The sequence below is a fragment of the Massilia sp. HP4 genome (genome assembly GCF_005222695.1).
In the GTDB taxonomy this organism is placed as follows: domain Bacteria; phylum Pseudomonadota; class Gammaproteobacteria; order Burkholderiales; family Burkholderiaceae_D; genus Telluria.
The window spans coordinates 1-14,741 of sequence record NZ_STGG01000048.1; the positions used below are offsets into that span (position 1 = coordinate 1).

Here is a 14,741-nt window from a genome sequence, read left to right on the forward strand (position 1 = left end):
AACCATCACCGCGTCGGCGGCGCAGCCGCCAACCCTACTAGTGAACACCTCTTGCATACTGCGTGAAGTGTTCCGCGCTCAGTGCGCACTGGTAAAGAAACCCCTGGTAGATATGGCAGCCGGCATCCGACAAGAACTGCCGCTGCCCCATGGTCTCCACCCCTTCGGCAATCACCTGCAGTCCCAGGCTGTCGCCCAGCGCGATGATCGAGCGCACGATCGAGGCGTCGTTGTGGTCGGTCAGCACGTCGCGCATGAAGGAGTGGTCGATCTTGAGCTGGTCGAGCGGCAGCTTGCGCAGGGTGGCCAGCGACGAGTAGCCGGTGCCGAAATCGTCCAGCGAGAAGCTCAGCCCGCGCCGCTTGAGCGTGGTCATGGTGTGTGCGGTCTGGGTGAAATCGGTGATCACCAGGCTTTCGGTCAGTTCCAGTTTCAGGCCCGATGGCTGCACCCCGCTGTGCTCGAAGATCGCCTGCAGCATGGACACGAAATCGGCTTCGATGAACTGGCGCGCGCTGACGTTGACCGACAGCGTCAGGCCGGCCATCTCGGGCATGCGCTGCCAGCGCGCCAGCTCGGCGCAGGCAGTGCGCAACACCCAGCTGCCGATGTCGATGATGATCCCGCTCTCTTCAGCGACGGCGATGAACTCGGCCGGGTACAGCACGCGTCCATTGGGCAGGCGCCAGCGCAGCAGGGCCTCGGCGCCGATCACGCGGCCCGAGCGGTCGAGCTGGGGCTGGTAGTGCAGCACGAATTCGTCATGCTGCAAGGCGCGCCGCAGGCCGCCTTCGAGTTCGGCGCGCGCCGACCACGCGGCCTGCACCGCCGGATCGTGGAAGCGGAAGGTGTTGCGGCCCGCGGCCTTGGCCTGGTACATCGCGGCATCGGCCTGGCGCAGGGCCGACTCGACCGTGTCGTGGGTGCCGCACAGGGTGACCACGCCGATGCTGACCGATACCGAGTAATTGAGCTCGCCCAGCTGGAACGGCGCGGCCAGCGCCGCGACCACCTTGGCGGCCACGGTCTCGGCCTGGCTCGCGGCCAGTTCGCGACTGTCCTCGACCGGCTGGATCAGCACCACGAATTCGTCGCCGCCCAGGCGCGCCACCATGTCGGCCTCGCGCACGCAGTGTTCGAGGCGGCGCGCCACCGCCTGCAGCAGTTCGTCGCCGGTCGCATGGCCCCAGCTGTCGTTGAGGAACTTGAAGTTATCGAGGTCGCAGAACATCAACGCCCCGAACTTGCGCGTGCGCGCGCTGCCGAGCAAGGCGCGGCGCAGGTGGTCGAGCAGGTTGGCGCGGTTCGGCAACTCGGTCAGGTGGTCGAAGTAGGCAAGGCGGAAGATCCTCGATTCGTTCAGCTTGCGTTCGCTGATATCGGTGCCGATCACCAGGATCTTCTGGCAGGCGCCCAGCGTATTGTCTGGCCCCAGCAGCGTCCAGCTGGTGTCGGTTTCCACGGTCGAGCCGTCGCGCCGCACGTGGGATAGTTCGCCCGACCATTCACTGTTCTGGAGCGTATGCCGGAAGGCCTCTTCGTAGAGGGCAGGCTTGTCGCATAACAGGTCGCAGAACCGCCTGCCGAGCGCTTCCGGCGCGCTCCAGCCGTATAGCCGCTCGGCCCCTTGGTTCCAGTAGGTGATGGTGGAGTACATGTCCATTGCGATAATGGCGTCTCGCGCGCGTTGCAGGAATGAGGCCTGTTCGAGCATCTTGAGGTCGGCCAGCTTGAGGCGCGTGAAATCGGACAGGAAGCCTTCGAGCATGCCTGGCCGCCCGTTCGTCAGGTTGAGCGCGCCCTGCTCGCAGACCCAGCGAATTTCGCCGCCCGCAGTGCGTATCCGGTAGGTCATCTGGTAGGCGCGGCCCTGGGCCAGCGCCAGCGCGACCGCACTGTCCACCGACGCGCGGTCTTCGGGCAGGATGATGGAGCCGAAGGCCATGCCGGGCCGCGCGGTGAAGGCCGCCGCCGAATAGCCAGTCAGCTTCTCGACGCCCTCGCTGATGAACTCGATCGTCCAGTCGCGGTCGTTATGGCAGCGGTAGACGGCGCCCGGCAGATTGCGAAGCAGCAACGTCAGTGACAAGGGCCCGGCCTGGCCGGGCAGGGATGGATCCAGCATGGGCTGCATCGCACTCATCTGTTCTCACTCTCTTGAAGCGGGAGGCCAATACGATCGGCATGCGTTGTGCATCGATGGTAGCGTAATTACAGGTGCGCACAAGGTGGCGCGACGCTTGGTAGCGCTAAAGATTGTCAGATGAGAACGCCATACCACGGACTGTGACATGGATGAAAGTCTCTTTCACAGTTGTAATTCATGGTGCATGGAATGGTTGTCCTATTTTCTTTTTAACAACCTGCGTGCTAGACTGCCCAGCCTTTTCCCGAGCAAGGCCAAGTCCGTGAACCAGCGCCGATTTTCCCTGTTCTTCTCCGTCCTCCTGGTTGCCGGCGCAGCGCATGCGTCAAGCGAGCGCGACGGCTTGCGCGCACTGCGCATCGACGCCGCCGACGCACCCGCCATCGACGGCGTGCTCGACGAGGGGGCATGGCAGCGCGCCCCGCTGTACGACGACTTCCACAAGCACCAGCCGCGCGATGGCCAGCCGGCCGCCGGCGGCCTGCGCACCAGCGTGCAGCTGGTGGTCGACGACGGCGCGCTGGTATTCGGCATCCGTGCCTGGGACCCGGCGCCCGAGCGGCGCCGCGGCCTGCTGGCGCGGCGCGACAAGGTGGCCATGGAACAGGATTTCATCGGCATCTGGATCGACCCCGCCGGCCACGGCCGCTCGGCCCAGTTCGTGCGCATCAATACCCTGGGCGTGGTCAGCGACGGCATCCACCGCGCCGACGACGACACCTCCGACCTGGGCCCGGACTTCCCGGTCGAGACCGCCGTCAAGATCCTGCCCGACGGCTACAGCATGGAAGTGCGCTGGCCGCTGTCGAACCTGCGCTTCCCGTACGCGGACGGCCGCAACTGGCGCGTGATGGTCGAGCGCAGCGTGCCGCATGCGGACGGCGCCCTGCTGGTGACGGCGCCGTTCCGGATCGATGCATTGAGCCACCTGAGCTTCCTGCAGGAGATCGCCGGCATGGACGCCACCGTGGAAACGGTGCGCGACCGCCGCTTCGTCGAGCTGCGCCCCGAACTGACGGTGCGCGGCGCACGCGCCACGAGTCCGGGACAGCGCCTGCGCGGCAGCCAGGCCGAGCTGGGCCTGGAGATCAACGCCCGCCCGCGCGCCGACTGGGTGTTCAACGCCACCATCAATCCCGATTTCTCGCAGGTCGAGATCGACGAGCCGCTGTCGCAGGGCGCCAGCAACGTCGCGCTCAGCCTGCCCGAGAAGCGCGGCTTCTTCCTGGAAAGCGCCGACGTGCTGGGCCTGCCGCTGCCGGCCTTCTATTCGCGCACCATCAACGATCCGGAATACGGCCTGCGCGCGACCTGGCGCGGCGCGCACATTGACGCCACCGCGATGAGCCTGCGCGACGAACCGAGCGGCTTGGTGCTGCGCGGCCGGCCGTATGAAACGCTCGAGTATGCGCAGACCCGGCGCACCGTCGCCAGCATGGCGCGGGCGCGCTGGCACCAAGAGGGCCTGCTGCTGGGCGCGTTTGCCTCGCAGCGCGACTACCACCGCTTCGGGACCAACGACGTGCTGGGCGTCGATGCGCAATGGCGCGGCGCGACCGATGGCGGCGTCCAGCACCAGCTGTCGGGCGTGGCGATGGCCTCGCGCACCACGGCCGGCTTCGCCGAGGACGGCGTGCCCGCCAGGGTGGGTGGCGAGTCGGGCGGCTACCTGTGGGGCAAGTACCTGCACAAGAGCGCGCGCTGGTGGCACGAGGCCGAGGTGGAAGCGATCGCGCCCGGTTTCGTCAACGACAATGGCTTCGTGCCGCAGGCCGGCATTGCCCGCCTCACGGGATCGATGAACCGCATCCTGGGGCCGCAAGCGCTGGGTTCACTGGAATTGTACGAATTCGAGACCTATCTGATCGTGCACGAGATGCGCACGCTGGCCGACAGCGCGAACCGCCAGCGCGGCGGCGAGACCGTCGAGAGAAAGCTGCGTCCCGGCGTGTGGATGGCGGCGCCGCTGCAGACCGGCGTGTGGGTCGAGCTGGGCTTCGACCGCCAGCGCGCCGGGCCGGGCGGGCGCCTGCACGATACGCGGGTGGTCAACTTCGGCGTCGAAACCACGCCGGCGCCGTGGATCTCGAAGATCGCATTCGAGGCGGCGCTCGGGCGCCAGCTCGACGTCGATGCCGATCGGGTGGGGCCGGGCGGGAACGTGATCCTGGACTTGGGGCTGCGCTTTCCCCTCGGTTCGCCTTACACGCGCGGCTGGTCGCTGGAACTGGACCATCATGTGAACCGGGCCTGGGTGCAGGGCACCCTGGGCCAGCCGGCGTTTTCGGACACCGCCTGGCGCTGGCTGGCGATGCTGCATTTCAGCTCGCGCGATTCGCTGCGCCTGCTGGCCCAGAACACCTGGGCCGCGCGGCGCGACGATGGCGTGACCCAGCTCGAGGCATGGAACGACCGCCAGATCCACCGTTCGCTGCTGTATCGCTACCAGTGGCGAGTGGGCCGGACGGTGTCGTTCGGGGTGGTCGACGACAAGCTGCCGCTGGCCGACGAGCGGAGCCGGTCGCTGACCTTCAAGCTGCAGTGGGAAGTGTAGGCGCTGCAAGGCGGCTTCGCCAGGAGGCAGCGAACAGCGCGACGACTACCTGCACAATCGCGCAGCTTTCGCAAGTAACACTTGTTTGCATAAAGGCTTACTTTAATGATATTCATCGGATAGACTGCATTTTCACTCTTGAGTCTTCAAAAAGATGAATACTGGCAAGCCACTCGCTCTTGCAGCCAACCAGACGCCCGCACGAGCGGTACCCAGCGGTCTGGCTTTCCCCGTAGTGGGGATCGGGGCGTCGGCCGGCGGTTTGCCGGCCTTGCTGCGTCTGTTCGGCGCGATGCCGGCCCAGCACGGCATGGCCTTCGTCGTCATCCTGCACCTGGCGCCAGAGCACGACAGCGCCGCGGGCGCCATCCTGCAGCGGGTGACGCAGATGCCCGTGCACCAGGTAAGCGAGCGGCAACCTATCCAGCCCGGCCAAGTCTACGTGATCGCGCCGAACCAGCAATTGTCGATGGACGATGGCCACCTCGATGTCACAGCGCTCGAGCGGCCGCGCGGCAAGCACACCGCGATCGATCTCTTCTTCCGCACGCTGGCCGAGGCGCACGAGCGCTGCGCCGTGGCCGTCGTCTTGTCCGGCACCGGCTCGGACGGTGCGGTCGGCCTGGGGCGGGTGAAGGAGCTAGGCGGTGTCACGCTGGCGCAGGATCCGGCCGATTGCGACCATGAGGGCATGCCGGTTGCCGCCATCGCCACCGGCGTCGTCGATTTCGTGCTTCCTGCCCATGAGATGGCAGCGAAACTGGTCGACCTGTGGAAGACTTCGCGCGACATGCAACTCCCCCTGGTTGCCGTCGAATCCGAACAGGAACCCGTCCGGGGAGCTGCGATCGGCGATAGCGCCAACGGCCGCGACGAGGAAGCCCTGCAGCGCGTCATCACGATGCTGTGCGCCGATACCGGTCACGACTTTCGCCATTACAAGCGCGCCACGGTGTTGCGCCGCATCGAGCGGCGCCTGCTGGTCAAGGGCGTGACCACGCTGTCCGACTACGCCGAACTGCTCGAACGGGAACCGATCGAATTCCAGCTGCTGCTGAAAGACCTCCTGATCAGCGTGACGGCGTTCTTCCGCGACCGGGAGGCGTTCGAGGTGCTGGAGCGGACGGTCGTCCCCGACCTGTTCCGCAACAAGCCGTCGGGCCAGCAGATCCGCGTCTGGGTTGCCGCATGCGCCACCGGCCAGGAGGCGTATTCGATTGCCATGATGCTGGCCGAACACGCGGCGACCTTGCCCAAGCCGGCGGAACTCCAGGTCTTCGCCTCGGATATCGACGAGCATGCGATCTCGGTCGCCCGCGCTGGCACTTATCCCACCGCAATTGCCATGGATGTGCCAGCGATCAAGCTCCGCCAGTTCTTCACGAAAGAAGAAGGGCGCTACTGCATCCGCAAGTCGGTGCGCGACCGCATCCTGTTCGCATCCCACAATCTGTTGCGCGACCCGCCGTTCTCGCGGCTGGACATGATCTCGTGCCGTAACGTGCTGATCTACCTGAACCGCGAAGCACAGTTGCGGGTGCTGGAAAAGTTCCACGCGGCCCTGAATCCGGATGGCTTCCTGTTCCTCGGCTCGTCGGAATCGGCGGATGCGGCGTCGGAGTATTTCGTACCGTTCGACAAGAAAAACCGGATCTATCGCGCCCGCACCCTGTCCCGCACGGCGCGCTACCTGCCCACGCTGGCAAGTCCTGTGCCGCACCGCACTCCAGAACCGCTGCTGGCCGGCGTGGCGCCGCGTCCCCAGTTTTCCTTCGGCGAGGTGCACCAGCGCGCGCTGTCGAAATTCGCGCCGCCGAGCCTGATCGTCGACCGCGATTCGGACATCGTGCACATGTCCGATACCGCCGGCCGCTTCCTGCGCCATATCGGTGGCGAACCGTCGCGCAATGTGATGGCGCTGGTGCTGCCCGAGCTGCGGCTCGAATTGCGCATGGCCCTGTACCAGGCGCTCCAGAGCGGCAACAGTGTCGAAGCGCACCGGGTCATGATCAAGCGCGAGAGCGCGACCTTCTTCGTCAACATGATCGTCCGGCCATTTACCGACGAGGTCGCCAATACCGGTTTCGTCCTGATCCTGTTCGAGGAAATCGAAAGGACGATGAACCCCCAGCCGGGCGAGAGCGTCGTCGAGCCGAAGGACCTGGTGCTGAACCAGCTCGAAGCCGAGCTGCAGCGCAGCAAGCACAAATTGCAAGAGACGATCGAGCATGCCGAGGTCTCCAACGAGGAGCATCGCGCCTCCAACGAGGAGCTGCAGGCCATCAACGAAGAGCTGCGCTCGGCGACCGAGGAACTCGAAACCAGCAAGGAAGAACTGCAGTCGGTGAACGAGGAACTGGTCACCGTCAACTACGAGCTGAAAGTGAAGGTCGAAGAAACCGGCAAGGCGAACGACGACCTGAACAACCTGATCGCGTCCACCGACATCGCCACGATCTTCGTCGACCGGGCGGTGTGCATCAAGCGCTTCACGCCGCGGGCGGCCGACATCTTCTCGATCATCGCGACCGATATCGGCCGCTCGCTGCTCGATATCACGCACCGGCTCGAGTACGGCCAGCTGGCCGACGACGTGGCCAGCACCTTCGATACCCTGCACCCCGTCGAGCGCGAGTTGCGCAGCAACGATGGCCGCTACTACCTGATGCGCCTGCTGCCCTATCGCACGACGGAAGACAAGATCGAAGGCGCCGTGATGACCTTTATCGACATCAGCCGCCGGCGCGAGGCCGAAGCCAAGGCCCGCATCGGCGAGGAGTGGATGCGGCTGGTGGCCGACAGCTCCGACGATTACGCGATCATCACCACCGACAGGCAAGGCCTGGTCACGGCCTGGAACAAGGGGGCCGAACGCAACTTCGGCTATTCCGAACAGGACATGCTGGGCGCCAGCCTGGACCGCCTGTACCTGCCCGAAGACCGCGTGGCGGGCGTGCCCGACAGCGAGCGCCGCGGCGTGCGCGCCAACGGCCGCGCCGAGGACGAGCGCTGGTACCTGCGCAAGGACGGCAGCCGCTTCTTCTGCGCCGGGGTCACCACGATACTGCACAAGGGCGACTTCGAAGGCTATGCCAAGATCATGCGCGACCAGACCTCGCGCGTCCACCACGACGAACAGCGCGAAGTGGCGCTGTCGCGCGAGCAGACCGGCCGTTCGCATGCCGAGTCGGCAAATGCACTGAAGGACCAATTCCTGGCCGTGATGTCGCATGAACTGCGGCACCCGCTCAACATCATCTATATCAATGCCGAGCTGCTGGGGCGCCTGCCGGCGGTGCGCGAGTCGGCGCCGGCGCTGCGCTCGGCCGCCATCATCCGCGAATCGGTGACGGCCCAGGCCAAGATCATCGAAGACCTGATGGACGTTTCGCGCGTCGCCACCGGCAAGCTGACGCTCGCGATCCAGGAGGTCGACCTGGCGACCGTCGCGGGCAAGCTGGTCGATGCGATGCGCACCGACCCGGCGGTCGACAACCTGCAGCTCGAATTCGTCCCCTACACCCAACCGGTGATGGTGGCGGTCGACCCGGTGCGGATCGAGCAGGTGATCCTCAACCTGCTGAGCAATGCCGTCAAGTTCACCCCGGCCGGCGGCACGGTGCGTGTCGTCCTGGGCGTCGAGCACGACCAGGCGCGCCTGGAAGTGAGCGACACCGGGGCCGGCATTTCCGAAGAAGCCCTGCCGCGCGTGTTCGACATGTTCGGACAGGGGACGGCGACGGTGGTGCGCAACAAGACGGGCCTGGGGATCGGCCTGGCACTGGTGCGCCAGATTACCGAGCTGCATGGCGGCAAGGTCGAAGTCCGTTCGCCCGGCATCGGCCAGGGCAGCACGTTTACCTTGTGCCTGCCCCTGTCGCAGACGGCGCAGGCTGTCGGCGAGGACGCCAGCGGTGCTGGCCTGCCGAGCATCGCCGGTCGCCGGCTGTTGCTGGTCGACGATTCGGAGGACACCGCCTCGGTATTCCAGATGCTGCTGGAACTCGAGGGCGCCGAGGTCCGGGTAGCGTCGACCGCCCGGCAGGGCCTGGACCTGCTCGGACAAGGGACATTCGACGCCGTCATTTCAGACATTTCCATGCCGGATATGGACGGGTACGAGTTCATCGCGGCGATTCGGAAGATGCCGGGCCTGGAGCGCTTGCCCGTGATCGCGGCAAGCGGGCTGGGCCAGGAGCAGGGGGGCAAGCGCGCCATCGATGCGGGCTTCTCGGCCTGGCTGACCAAGCCGGTGTCGGTCGAGGTGTTGTGCGAAACCGTATCTGCGCTGAGCGAAGCCAGGAGCGAGTGATCTGCAGCTTGAACTATATGTGCGCCTGTGCGCCAGCGCACCGACTTCAGCCTGAACACGGATCATTGTCGGGAGATGAAAACGCCCCCGATTCCCGCCCGCGATATCGTTGTCATCGGCACTTCCACCGGAGGGGTGGAAGCGCTGCGCCTTTTGGTCGCCGGCCTGCCGTCGGGCTTTACGCCCGCCGTGCTGGTCGTAATGCACATCGGCACGCATGAGAGCATCCTGCCCTCGCTGCTGGCGCGCACCTCGGTGCTGCCGGTGCGACAAGCCCGCCATGGCGACCTGGTGGAGGCAGGCCGGATCCTGGTGGCGCCGCCAGATTTCCACCTGACCATGGTCCGCTCGGGCGCCCAATGCAAGGTGGTGCTGGCCAGGACGGCCAGGGAAAACCACACCCGGCCGGCGATCGATCCCTTGTTCCGCGCCGCCGCTGCGGCCTTCGGCGCGCGCGCCACCGGCGTGATCCTGACCGGGGCGCTGGACGACGGAACGGCCGGCCTGGCGGCCATCAAGGCCTGTGGCGGCACTGCCGTGGTGCAGGATCCCGCCGAAGCGATGGTGCCCGACATGCCTGCCAGCGCCATCGATCACGTCGACGTCGACCATGTGCTCAAGCTCGAAGAGATCCCGCAGGCCTTGCTGCGGCTGGCCGAGGCGAATGCGCAGGGGGGAGCGGCGCCCGGCACTGCACCTGACATACCGCAGTGGGTGGAACTGGAGAACAGATTCGGCATGGAGGGAGTGGAAATGCACCGTCTGGAAGAGCTCGCTCAGCCTTCGACTTTTACCTGTCCCGACTGTCATGGAACCCTGTGGGAGCTGAAGGACCAGCAGCCGCGGCGCTTCCGCTGCCATACCGGTCACGCCTATACCGAGCGCAATCTCGTCGCGCTGCAGGGCGACCTGGTCGAGGACTCGATCTGGAGTGCAATGCGCGCGCTCCAGGAAAAAGAAATGCTGCTGCGCCGGATGTCGGACGACGCCTTGCGCAACAAGCAGATCGCGGCCTCGCTCGACTACAGCGCCCAGGCCAGGCAGGCCCAGCGCTGTGCCGAGGTGCTACGCGGCCTGATCGTGTCGAAAGCCGATGAAAGCGCCTGATACGCAGGGCGAGCGGTCGACCCGGGCTGCGCGTGGCGGCGCCACGCGCGCGCTGGTGATATGCTTCATCCCATGACCACCGATTCCGATATTGAACTGTCCGGCGCCTTCCAGGCCAGGGACGCACAGGGCCGTACCCTCGACGTCAAGAACATCACGATCTTCGACGAGGGCTACGGAATCATCGACGTATATGTGAAATTCGCGGCCAAGCTCGAACCGGGCGCCTACAAGGACACGGTGCTGGTGCGCCAGATCATCGACCGCCTGCGCGCGGTCGGCTACCAGGGGCCCGATTTCAGCCACAGCGACCCCGGCCTGCAAGAAAGCCGCCTGATCGTGCTCGAAGCGCCCGAGGAATTCGCGGCCTTCGCCAAGAGCCGTGGCTGGAAGAACCTGGCCGAAGACTTCGACGAATAAGCGGCACCATACAATGGGGCCGGGATCGACAGCGATCCCGGCCCCATTCACATCGGCGCGGCGCTCAGGCTCATGCGCCCAGGCGCAGCTGCAGTCCCGTCGCGGTGTAGGTCGGCGTCACCGTGAAGCCTTCGACGGTGATGGTGTCGAACTTGCCTTTCAGGCTGCCCGCCGTGATCACCGTCAGCGTTGCGCCGGCGACCGGCTTGTAGCCGTCGTGGAACTTGATGCGCAAGGTGCCGCCGCCGATGGTCACCGCGCCGGCGACGCTCAGGTGGCCGTGGGTGACGGCGCCGACGCGCATTTCCAGCGTGGCGTCCTTGAGCTGGGTGTACTGCCTGGCCAGGGCCAGGGTGCCGGCCGTGTTGTTGACCACCGTGGCGCCGCCGGCGACGTAGACGTCGCCGGTGCCGAAGGCAACCATCGACAGGGCTTCCAGCGTGCCGCCTTCGAGCTGGATGCCACCGCTGAAGTTGCTGCGGCCGCCGAGTTTCAGGGTCCCCGAGCCTTGCTTGACCAGCTTGCCGCTGCCCGAGATGTCGTTGCGCCAGCGGTCGATGGCGTGGAAGCCACCTTTGCTGGCATCCATGTTCACGACCACATTGCCGGTGAAGGCGCCGTAGCCGTCGGCGGCGGCAAACAGATTAAGGCGGCCCCAGCCTTCAGGATCGTCCAACACCGGATAGCCGGATGCGATCGCGGTGGTCTTGAGCACGACCCGGCGCTGCGCGTCGCTCAGGTAGGGCAGGCGGGTCTCCAGCATGACTTCGGCGCCTTTCGGCACCACCGCCGGCGCGGTGGCCGGGCCGATCTGCGGCAGGCCGTAGGTCATGCGGCGCAGGTAGTTGGCCTTGCTGGTCGCATAGTCGGCGAAGCGGTCGTTGGCCGGCGTGCCCGAAACGGCATAGGCCGCAAAGGTGCCGGCGTTGGTATCGGTCAGCTTCATCAGCGTTGCCTGTGCCTGGTCGCGGGCGGCGGCGCGGGTGGTGGCGCCGGCGGCGATCAGGTTGGCGGCGGCGATCGCTTGTGCCTGCACGCGGCCGCTGATGACGTCCAGCGGCGAGTGCATGCCGGCGAAGATGCGGCTCTCGCCCAGCTCGAGGCCACGGCCGACCAGTTCCTGGAAGCGCTCCGGCACCACATAGGCCATGGCGACCGCGTTGCGGGTCGCTTCCGCCGAGTGGCCGCTGGTAAAGCCGCCGTCGGTGCCAGGCGTGGTGCTCTTGGCCGGTTCCAGTTGCGGCACCACCTGGACCGCGCTGCTCCAGCGGTATGGGCGCGCGTATTTGTAGAAGCGCTTGGCCGGTTCGGTCGAGCCGTTGGCGCCCATCGCATTGACCAGGTCGATCACCTTGCCGAATTCGGGGTTGGCGGCGCCGCCGACGCCGTTGTTGTTGCCGCCGTCTTCATATTTGACGGTGACGGCGTCCTGCGGCATGTCATTGATGGTGGTGGTCTGGCGCGAAGCGGCACGCCACGCGGCGGTCAATGGCCCCATGCCGCTGGCGGTGCTGTAGCCCTTGCCGCGGCGGTCGTCCAGGTAGGCCAGCAGCGTCTGCTCGGGCGTGCGGCCGGCGGTGGCCCTGACCACGTAGTCGATGTTCGCGTTGTGGACTTGCGCGTTGACGACCGTGCCGCCTGGCGTGCCATCGTTCGGCAAGCCGGTCCAGCTGGAGGCGACGACGGCGGGGAAGCTTTCAACGGCAGGGGCGGTCTGGCCGGCGTCGACGATGTCGGTGAGCGGCTTCCAGATGTCGAGCATGCCTCCCAGCACACGCACGCCGGCGTTCGTCGCCAGGGTGGCGTAGCGCGCGTCGCCGCGCTGGTTGGTGGCGACGGTGTCGACGAAGGCCGTGACGGCCGGGACCGGCGCCGTATCGGCCGCGCCCTGTTCGGCAGGCGCCGGTGGCATCACGACGACGATGTCGGCATCGTCGTGATGGCCGGAGCCGCCGCAAGCGCTCAGGGCAAGGACGGCGCCGATGGCGATGGCAAGCGGAAGACGGCGCAACGGACTGGCGTGATGCATGTGAACCCTTCAATGAATTGTGAGACGCAAAAATTGAAGGGATGATATGAATAGGCCGTGACGTCTTCATGACGTGCCATGTCATTACAGGGAGATGGACGATGTTCGGTGCGGTTCGGGACTTGATGCAGCCGCCTGCGGGCATGGCCTTCGATTTCAGCCAGCCCGCCGGGGAACCGGCGCTGGCGCCGCATGACGGGATCGCGTGGCGGGTATTCGCCAACCCGGTGTCGCTGTTCGTGGGCGGGGTCACGGCGGTGCTGCTCGAACTGGCCGAACCGTCGGTGCGCTCGGGCGTATGGGACCACAGCAGCTTCCAGCGCGATCCGGGCACGCGCCTGCGCCGCACCGGTGCGGCGGCGATGATGACGGTGTACGGACCGCGCTCGCAGGCCGAGAAAATGATCGCGCACGTGGTGCGCATGCATGGGCGGGTCAAGGGCAGCACGCCCGACGGCGTGGCCTATCATGCCAACGATCCGCGCCTGCTCGACTGGGTGCAGGCGACCGCCTCGTTCGGGTTCACCGAGGCCTATCACCGTTACGTCCGCTCCTTGAGCGCGGTCGACAAGGATCGAGCCTTTGCCGAAGCCGAACCGGCCGCGCGCCTGTATGGCGCGACCGGCGCCCCGCGCTCATGGAAGGAATGGGAAGCGATGCTGGCGGACACTGCGCCCGGACTGGAGGGCTCGACCATCCTCGCGGACTTCATGCGGATCATGGCCGGGGCGCCCATCGTGCCGGCGCCATTGCGGCCCTTGCAGCGCCTGCTGGTGCGCGCCGCCGTCGAGATCACGCCCGAGCCGGTGCGCTCCCTGCCGCAGCTGCGCGGACGCGGCCTGCGCGTCGGCGAAGCGGCGCTGGTGCGTGCGCTGGCGCGCGGCGCCATGCTGGTACCGCTGGGCGATACGCCGCAGTCCCAGGCCGCGCGGCGTGTCGCCCGTTGATCAGAACGCGGCGATGCCGGTCTGGGCGCGGCCCAGGATCAGGGCGTGGATGTCGTGCGTGCCCTCATAGGTGTTGACCACCTCGAGGTTGACCATGTGGCGGATGATGCCGAACTCGTCCGAGATGCCGTTACCGCCCAGCATGTCGCGCGCGACGCGGGCGATGTCGAGCGACTTGCCGCAGGAGTTGCGCTTCATGATCGAGGTGATCTCGACCGCCGCCGTGCCTTCGTCCTTCATGCGTCCCAGGCGCAGGCACCCTTGCAGGCCGAGGGTGATCTCGGTCTGCATGTCGGCCAGCTTCTTTTGCACCAGCTGGTTCGCCGCCAGGGGTTTACCGAACTGGGTGCGGTCCATGGTGTACTGGCGCGCCGTATGCCAGCAGTCTTCGGCGGCGCCCAGCGCGCCCCAGGCGATGCCGTAGCGCGCCGAGTTCAGGCAGGTGAACGGGCCCTTCAGGCCGCGTACCTCGGGGAAGGCGTTTTCTTCGGGGCAGAACACATTGTCCATGACGATTTCGCCGGTCACCGAGGCGCGCAGGCCAAACTTGCCGTGGATCGCCGGGGCGGACAGGCCCTTCCAGCCTTTTTCGAGCACGAAGCCGCGGATCGCGCCTTCATCGTCCTTGGCCCAGACCACGAACACATCGGCCACCGGAGAATTGGTGATCCACATCTTGCTGCCGGTTAGCTGATAGCCGCCATCGACCTTGCGTGCGCGGGTTACCATCGAGGCCGGGTCGGAGCCGTGGTTCGGCTCGGTCAGGCCGAAGCAGCCGATCCATTCGCCGGTGGCCAGCTTGGGCAGGTATTTCTGGCGCGTGGCTTCATTGCCGAATTCATGGATCGGCACCATCACCAGCGAGGATTGCACGCTCATCATCGAGCGGTAGCCGGAGTCGACGCGCTCGACTTCACGCGCGATCAGGCCGTAGGCGACGTAGTTCAGGCCCGGGCCGCCGTATTGCTCGGGAATGGTCGGGCCCAGGAGGCCCAGGTCGCCCATTTCGCGAAAGATCGAGACGTCCATCGACTCGTGGCGGAAGGCCTCGAGGACGCGCGGCTGCAGCTTGTCCTGGCAATAGGCGGCGGCCGCATCGCGCACCATGCGCTCGTCGTCAGTCAGCTGGCTGTTCAGCAGCAGCGGGTCATCCCAGTGGAAGGAGGCTCGGGCCGCGAAAGGCTTTTTGGACGAGTCGGTACGGGTCATGGCAAATCCTGTCTCAG

Annotated in this window: 8 protein-coding genes; 5 read left to right on the top strand and 3 right to left on the bottom strand. The window is 66.4% G+C overall.

From position 1 onward, the window contains the following. Window positions 1-37: 37 nt before the first annotated feature. The gene (locus E8M83_RS17760; RefSeq protein ID WP_229491627.1) at window positions 38-2,125 is read right to left on the bottom strand and encodes a bifunctional diguanylate cyclase/phosphodiesterase; all 2,088 of its coding nucleotides are present in this window, start codon (window positions 2,123-2,125) and stop codon (window positions 38-40) included. A 283-nt stretch (window positions 2,126-2,408) separates the two neighbouring features. Here E8M83_RS17760 and E8M83_RS17765 point away from each other — a divergent pair, with 283 nt between their 5' ends. The 4 genes from E8M83_RS17765 to E8M83_RS17780 all read left to right on the top strand — a co-directional run bounded on the left by E8M83_RS17765 (window position 2,409) and on the right by E8M83_RS17780 (window position 10,539). Next, window positions 2,409-4,700 (top strand): hypothetical protein, encoded by a 2,292-nt coding sequence (locus E8M83_RS17765; RefSeq protein WP_137174687.1) that lies wholly within the window; start codon window positions 2,409-2,411, stop codon window positions 4,698-4,700. A 154-nt stretch (window positions 4,701-4,854) separates the two neighbouring features. Then, window positions 4,855-9,012: a CheR family methyltransferase gene (locus tag E8M83_RS17770; RefSeq protein WP_137174688.1), complete on the top strand. Its 4,158-nt coding sequence runs from the start codon at window positions 4,855-4,857 to the stop codon at window positions 9,010-9,012. Between the two features lie 75 nt (window positions 9,013-9,087). Next, window positions 9,088-10,119 carry a chemotaxis protein CheB gene (locus E8M83_RS17775; protein WP_137174689.1) on the top strand — a complete coding sequence of 344 codons (1,032 nt, stop codon included), beginning with the start codon at window positions 9,088-9,090 and terminating at the stop codon, window positions 10,117-10,119. 72 nt (window positions 10,120-10,191) lie between these two features. Continuing rightward, the gene (locus E8M83_RS17780) at window positions 10,192-10,539 is read left to right on the top strand and encodes a hypothetical protein (protein ID WP_137174690.1); all 348 of its coding nucleotides are present in this window, start codon (window positions 10,192-10,194) and stop codon (window positions 10,537-10,539) included. A 70-nt stretch (window positions 10,540-10,609) separates the two neighbouring features. Here the strand turns inward: E8M83_RS17780 and E8M83_RS17785 are convergent, their stop codons facing one another. Continuing rightward, window positions 10,610-12,568, bottom strand: a complete 1,959-nt coding sequence (locus E8M83_RS17785; protein ID WP_137174691.1) for a phosphatase PAP2 family protein — start codon at window positions 12,566-12,568, stop codon at window positions 10,610-10,612. A 125-nt stretch (window positions 12,569-12,693) separates the two neighbouring features. Here E8M83_RS17785 and E8M83_RS17790 point away from each other — a divergent pair, with 125 nt between their 5' ends. Further along, window positions 12,694-13,515, top strand: coding sequence for an oxygenase MpaB family protein (locus tag E8M83_RS17790; RefSeq protein WP_229491635.1), 822 nt, complete (start codon window positions 12,694-12,696; stop codon window positions 13,513-13,515). On the opposite strand, the gene E8M83_RS17795 is transcribed toward E8M83_RS17790, so the two are convergent. Next, the gene (locus tag E8M83_RS17795; protein ID WP_137174693.1) at window positions 13,516-14,724 is read right to left on the bottom strand and encodes an acyl-CoA dehydrogenase; all 1,209 of its coding nucleotides are present in this window, start codon (window positions 14,722-14,724) and stop codon (window positions 13,516-13,518) included. Window positions 14,725-14,741: the final 17 nt, after the last annotated feature.

Excerpts from the sequence above, each read along its gene's own strand:
- E8M83_RS17770 (WP_137174688.1), top strand. The coding sequence starts at position 4,855 with ATGAATACTGGCAAGCCACTCGCTCTTGCAGCCAACCAGACGCCCGCA.
- E8M83_RS17790 (WP_229491635.1), top strand. The coding sequence starts at position 12,694 with ATGCAGCCGCCTGCGGGCATGGCCTTCGATTTCAGCCAGCCCGCCGGG.
- E8M83_RS17760 (WP_229491627.1), bottom strand. The coding sequence starts at position 2,125 with ATGCTGGATCCATCCCTGCCCGGCCAGGCCGGGCCCTTGTCACTGACG.
- E8M83_RS17785 (WP_137174691.1), bottom strand. The coding sequence starts at position 12,568 with ATGCATCACGCCAGTCCGTTGCGCCGTCTTCCGCTTGCCATCGCCATC.
- E8M83_RS17775 (WP_137174689.1), top strand. The coding sequence starts at position 9,088 with ATGAAAACGCCCCCGATTCCCGCCCGCGATATCGTTGTCATCGGCACT.
- E8M83_RS17780 (WP_137174690.1), top strand. The coding sequence starts at position 10,192 with ATGACCACCGATTCCGATATTGAACTGTCCGGCGCCTTCCAGGCCAGG.
- E8M83_RS17795 (WP_137174693.1), bottom strand. The coding sequence starts at position 14,724 with ATGACCCGTACCGACTCGTCCAAAAAGCCTTTCGCGGCCCGAGCCTCC.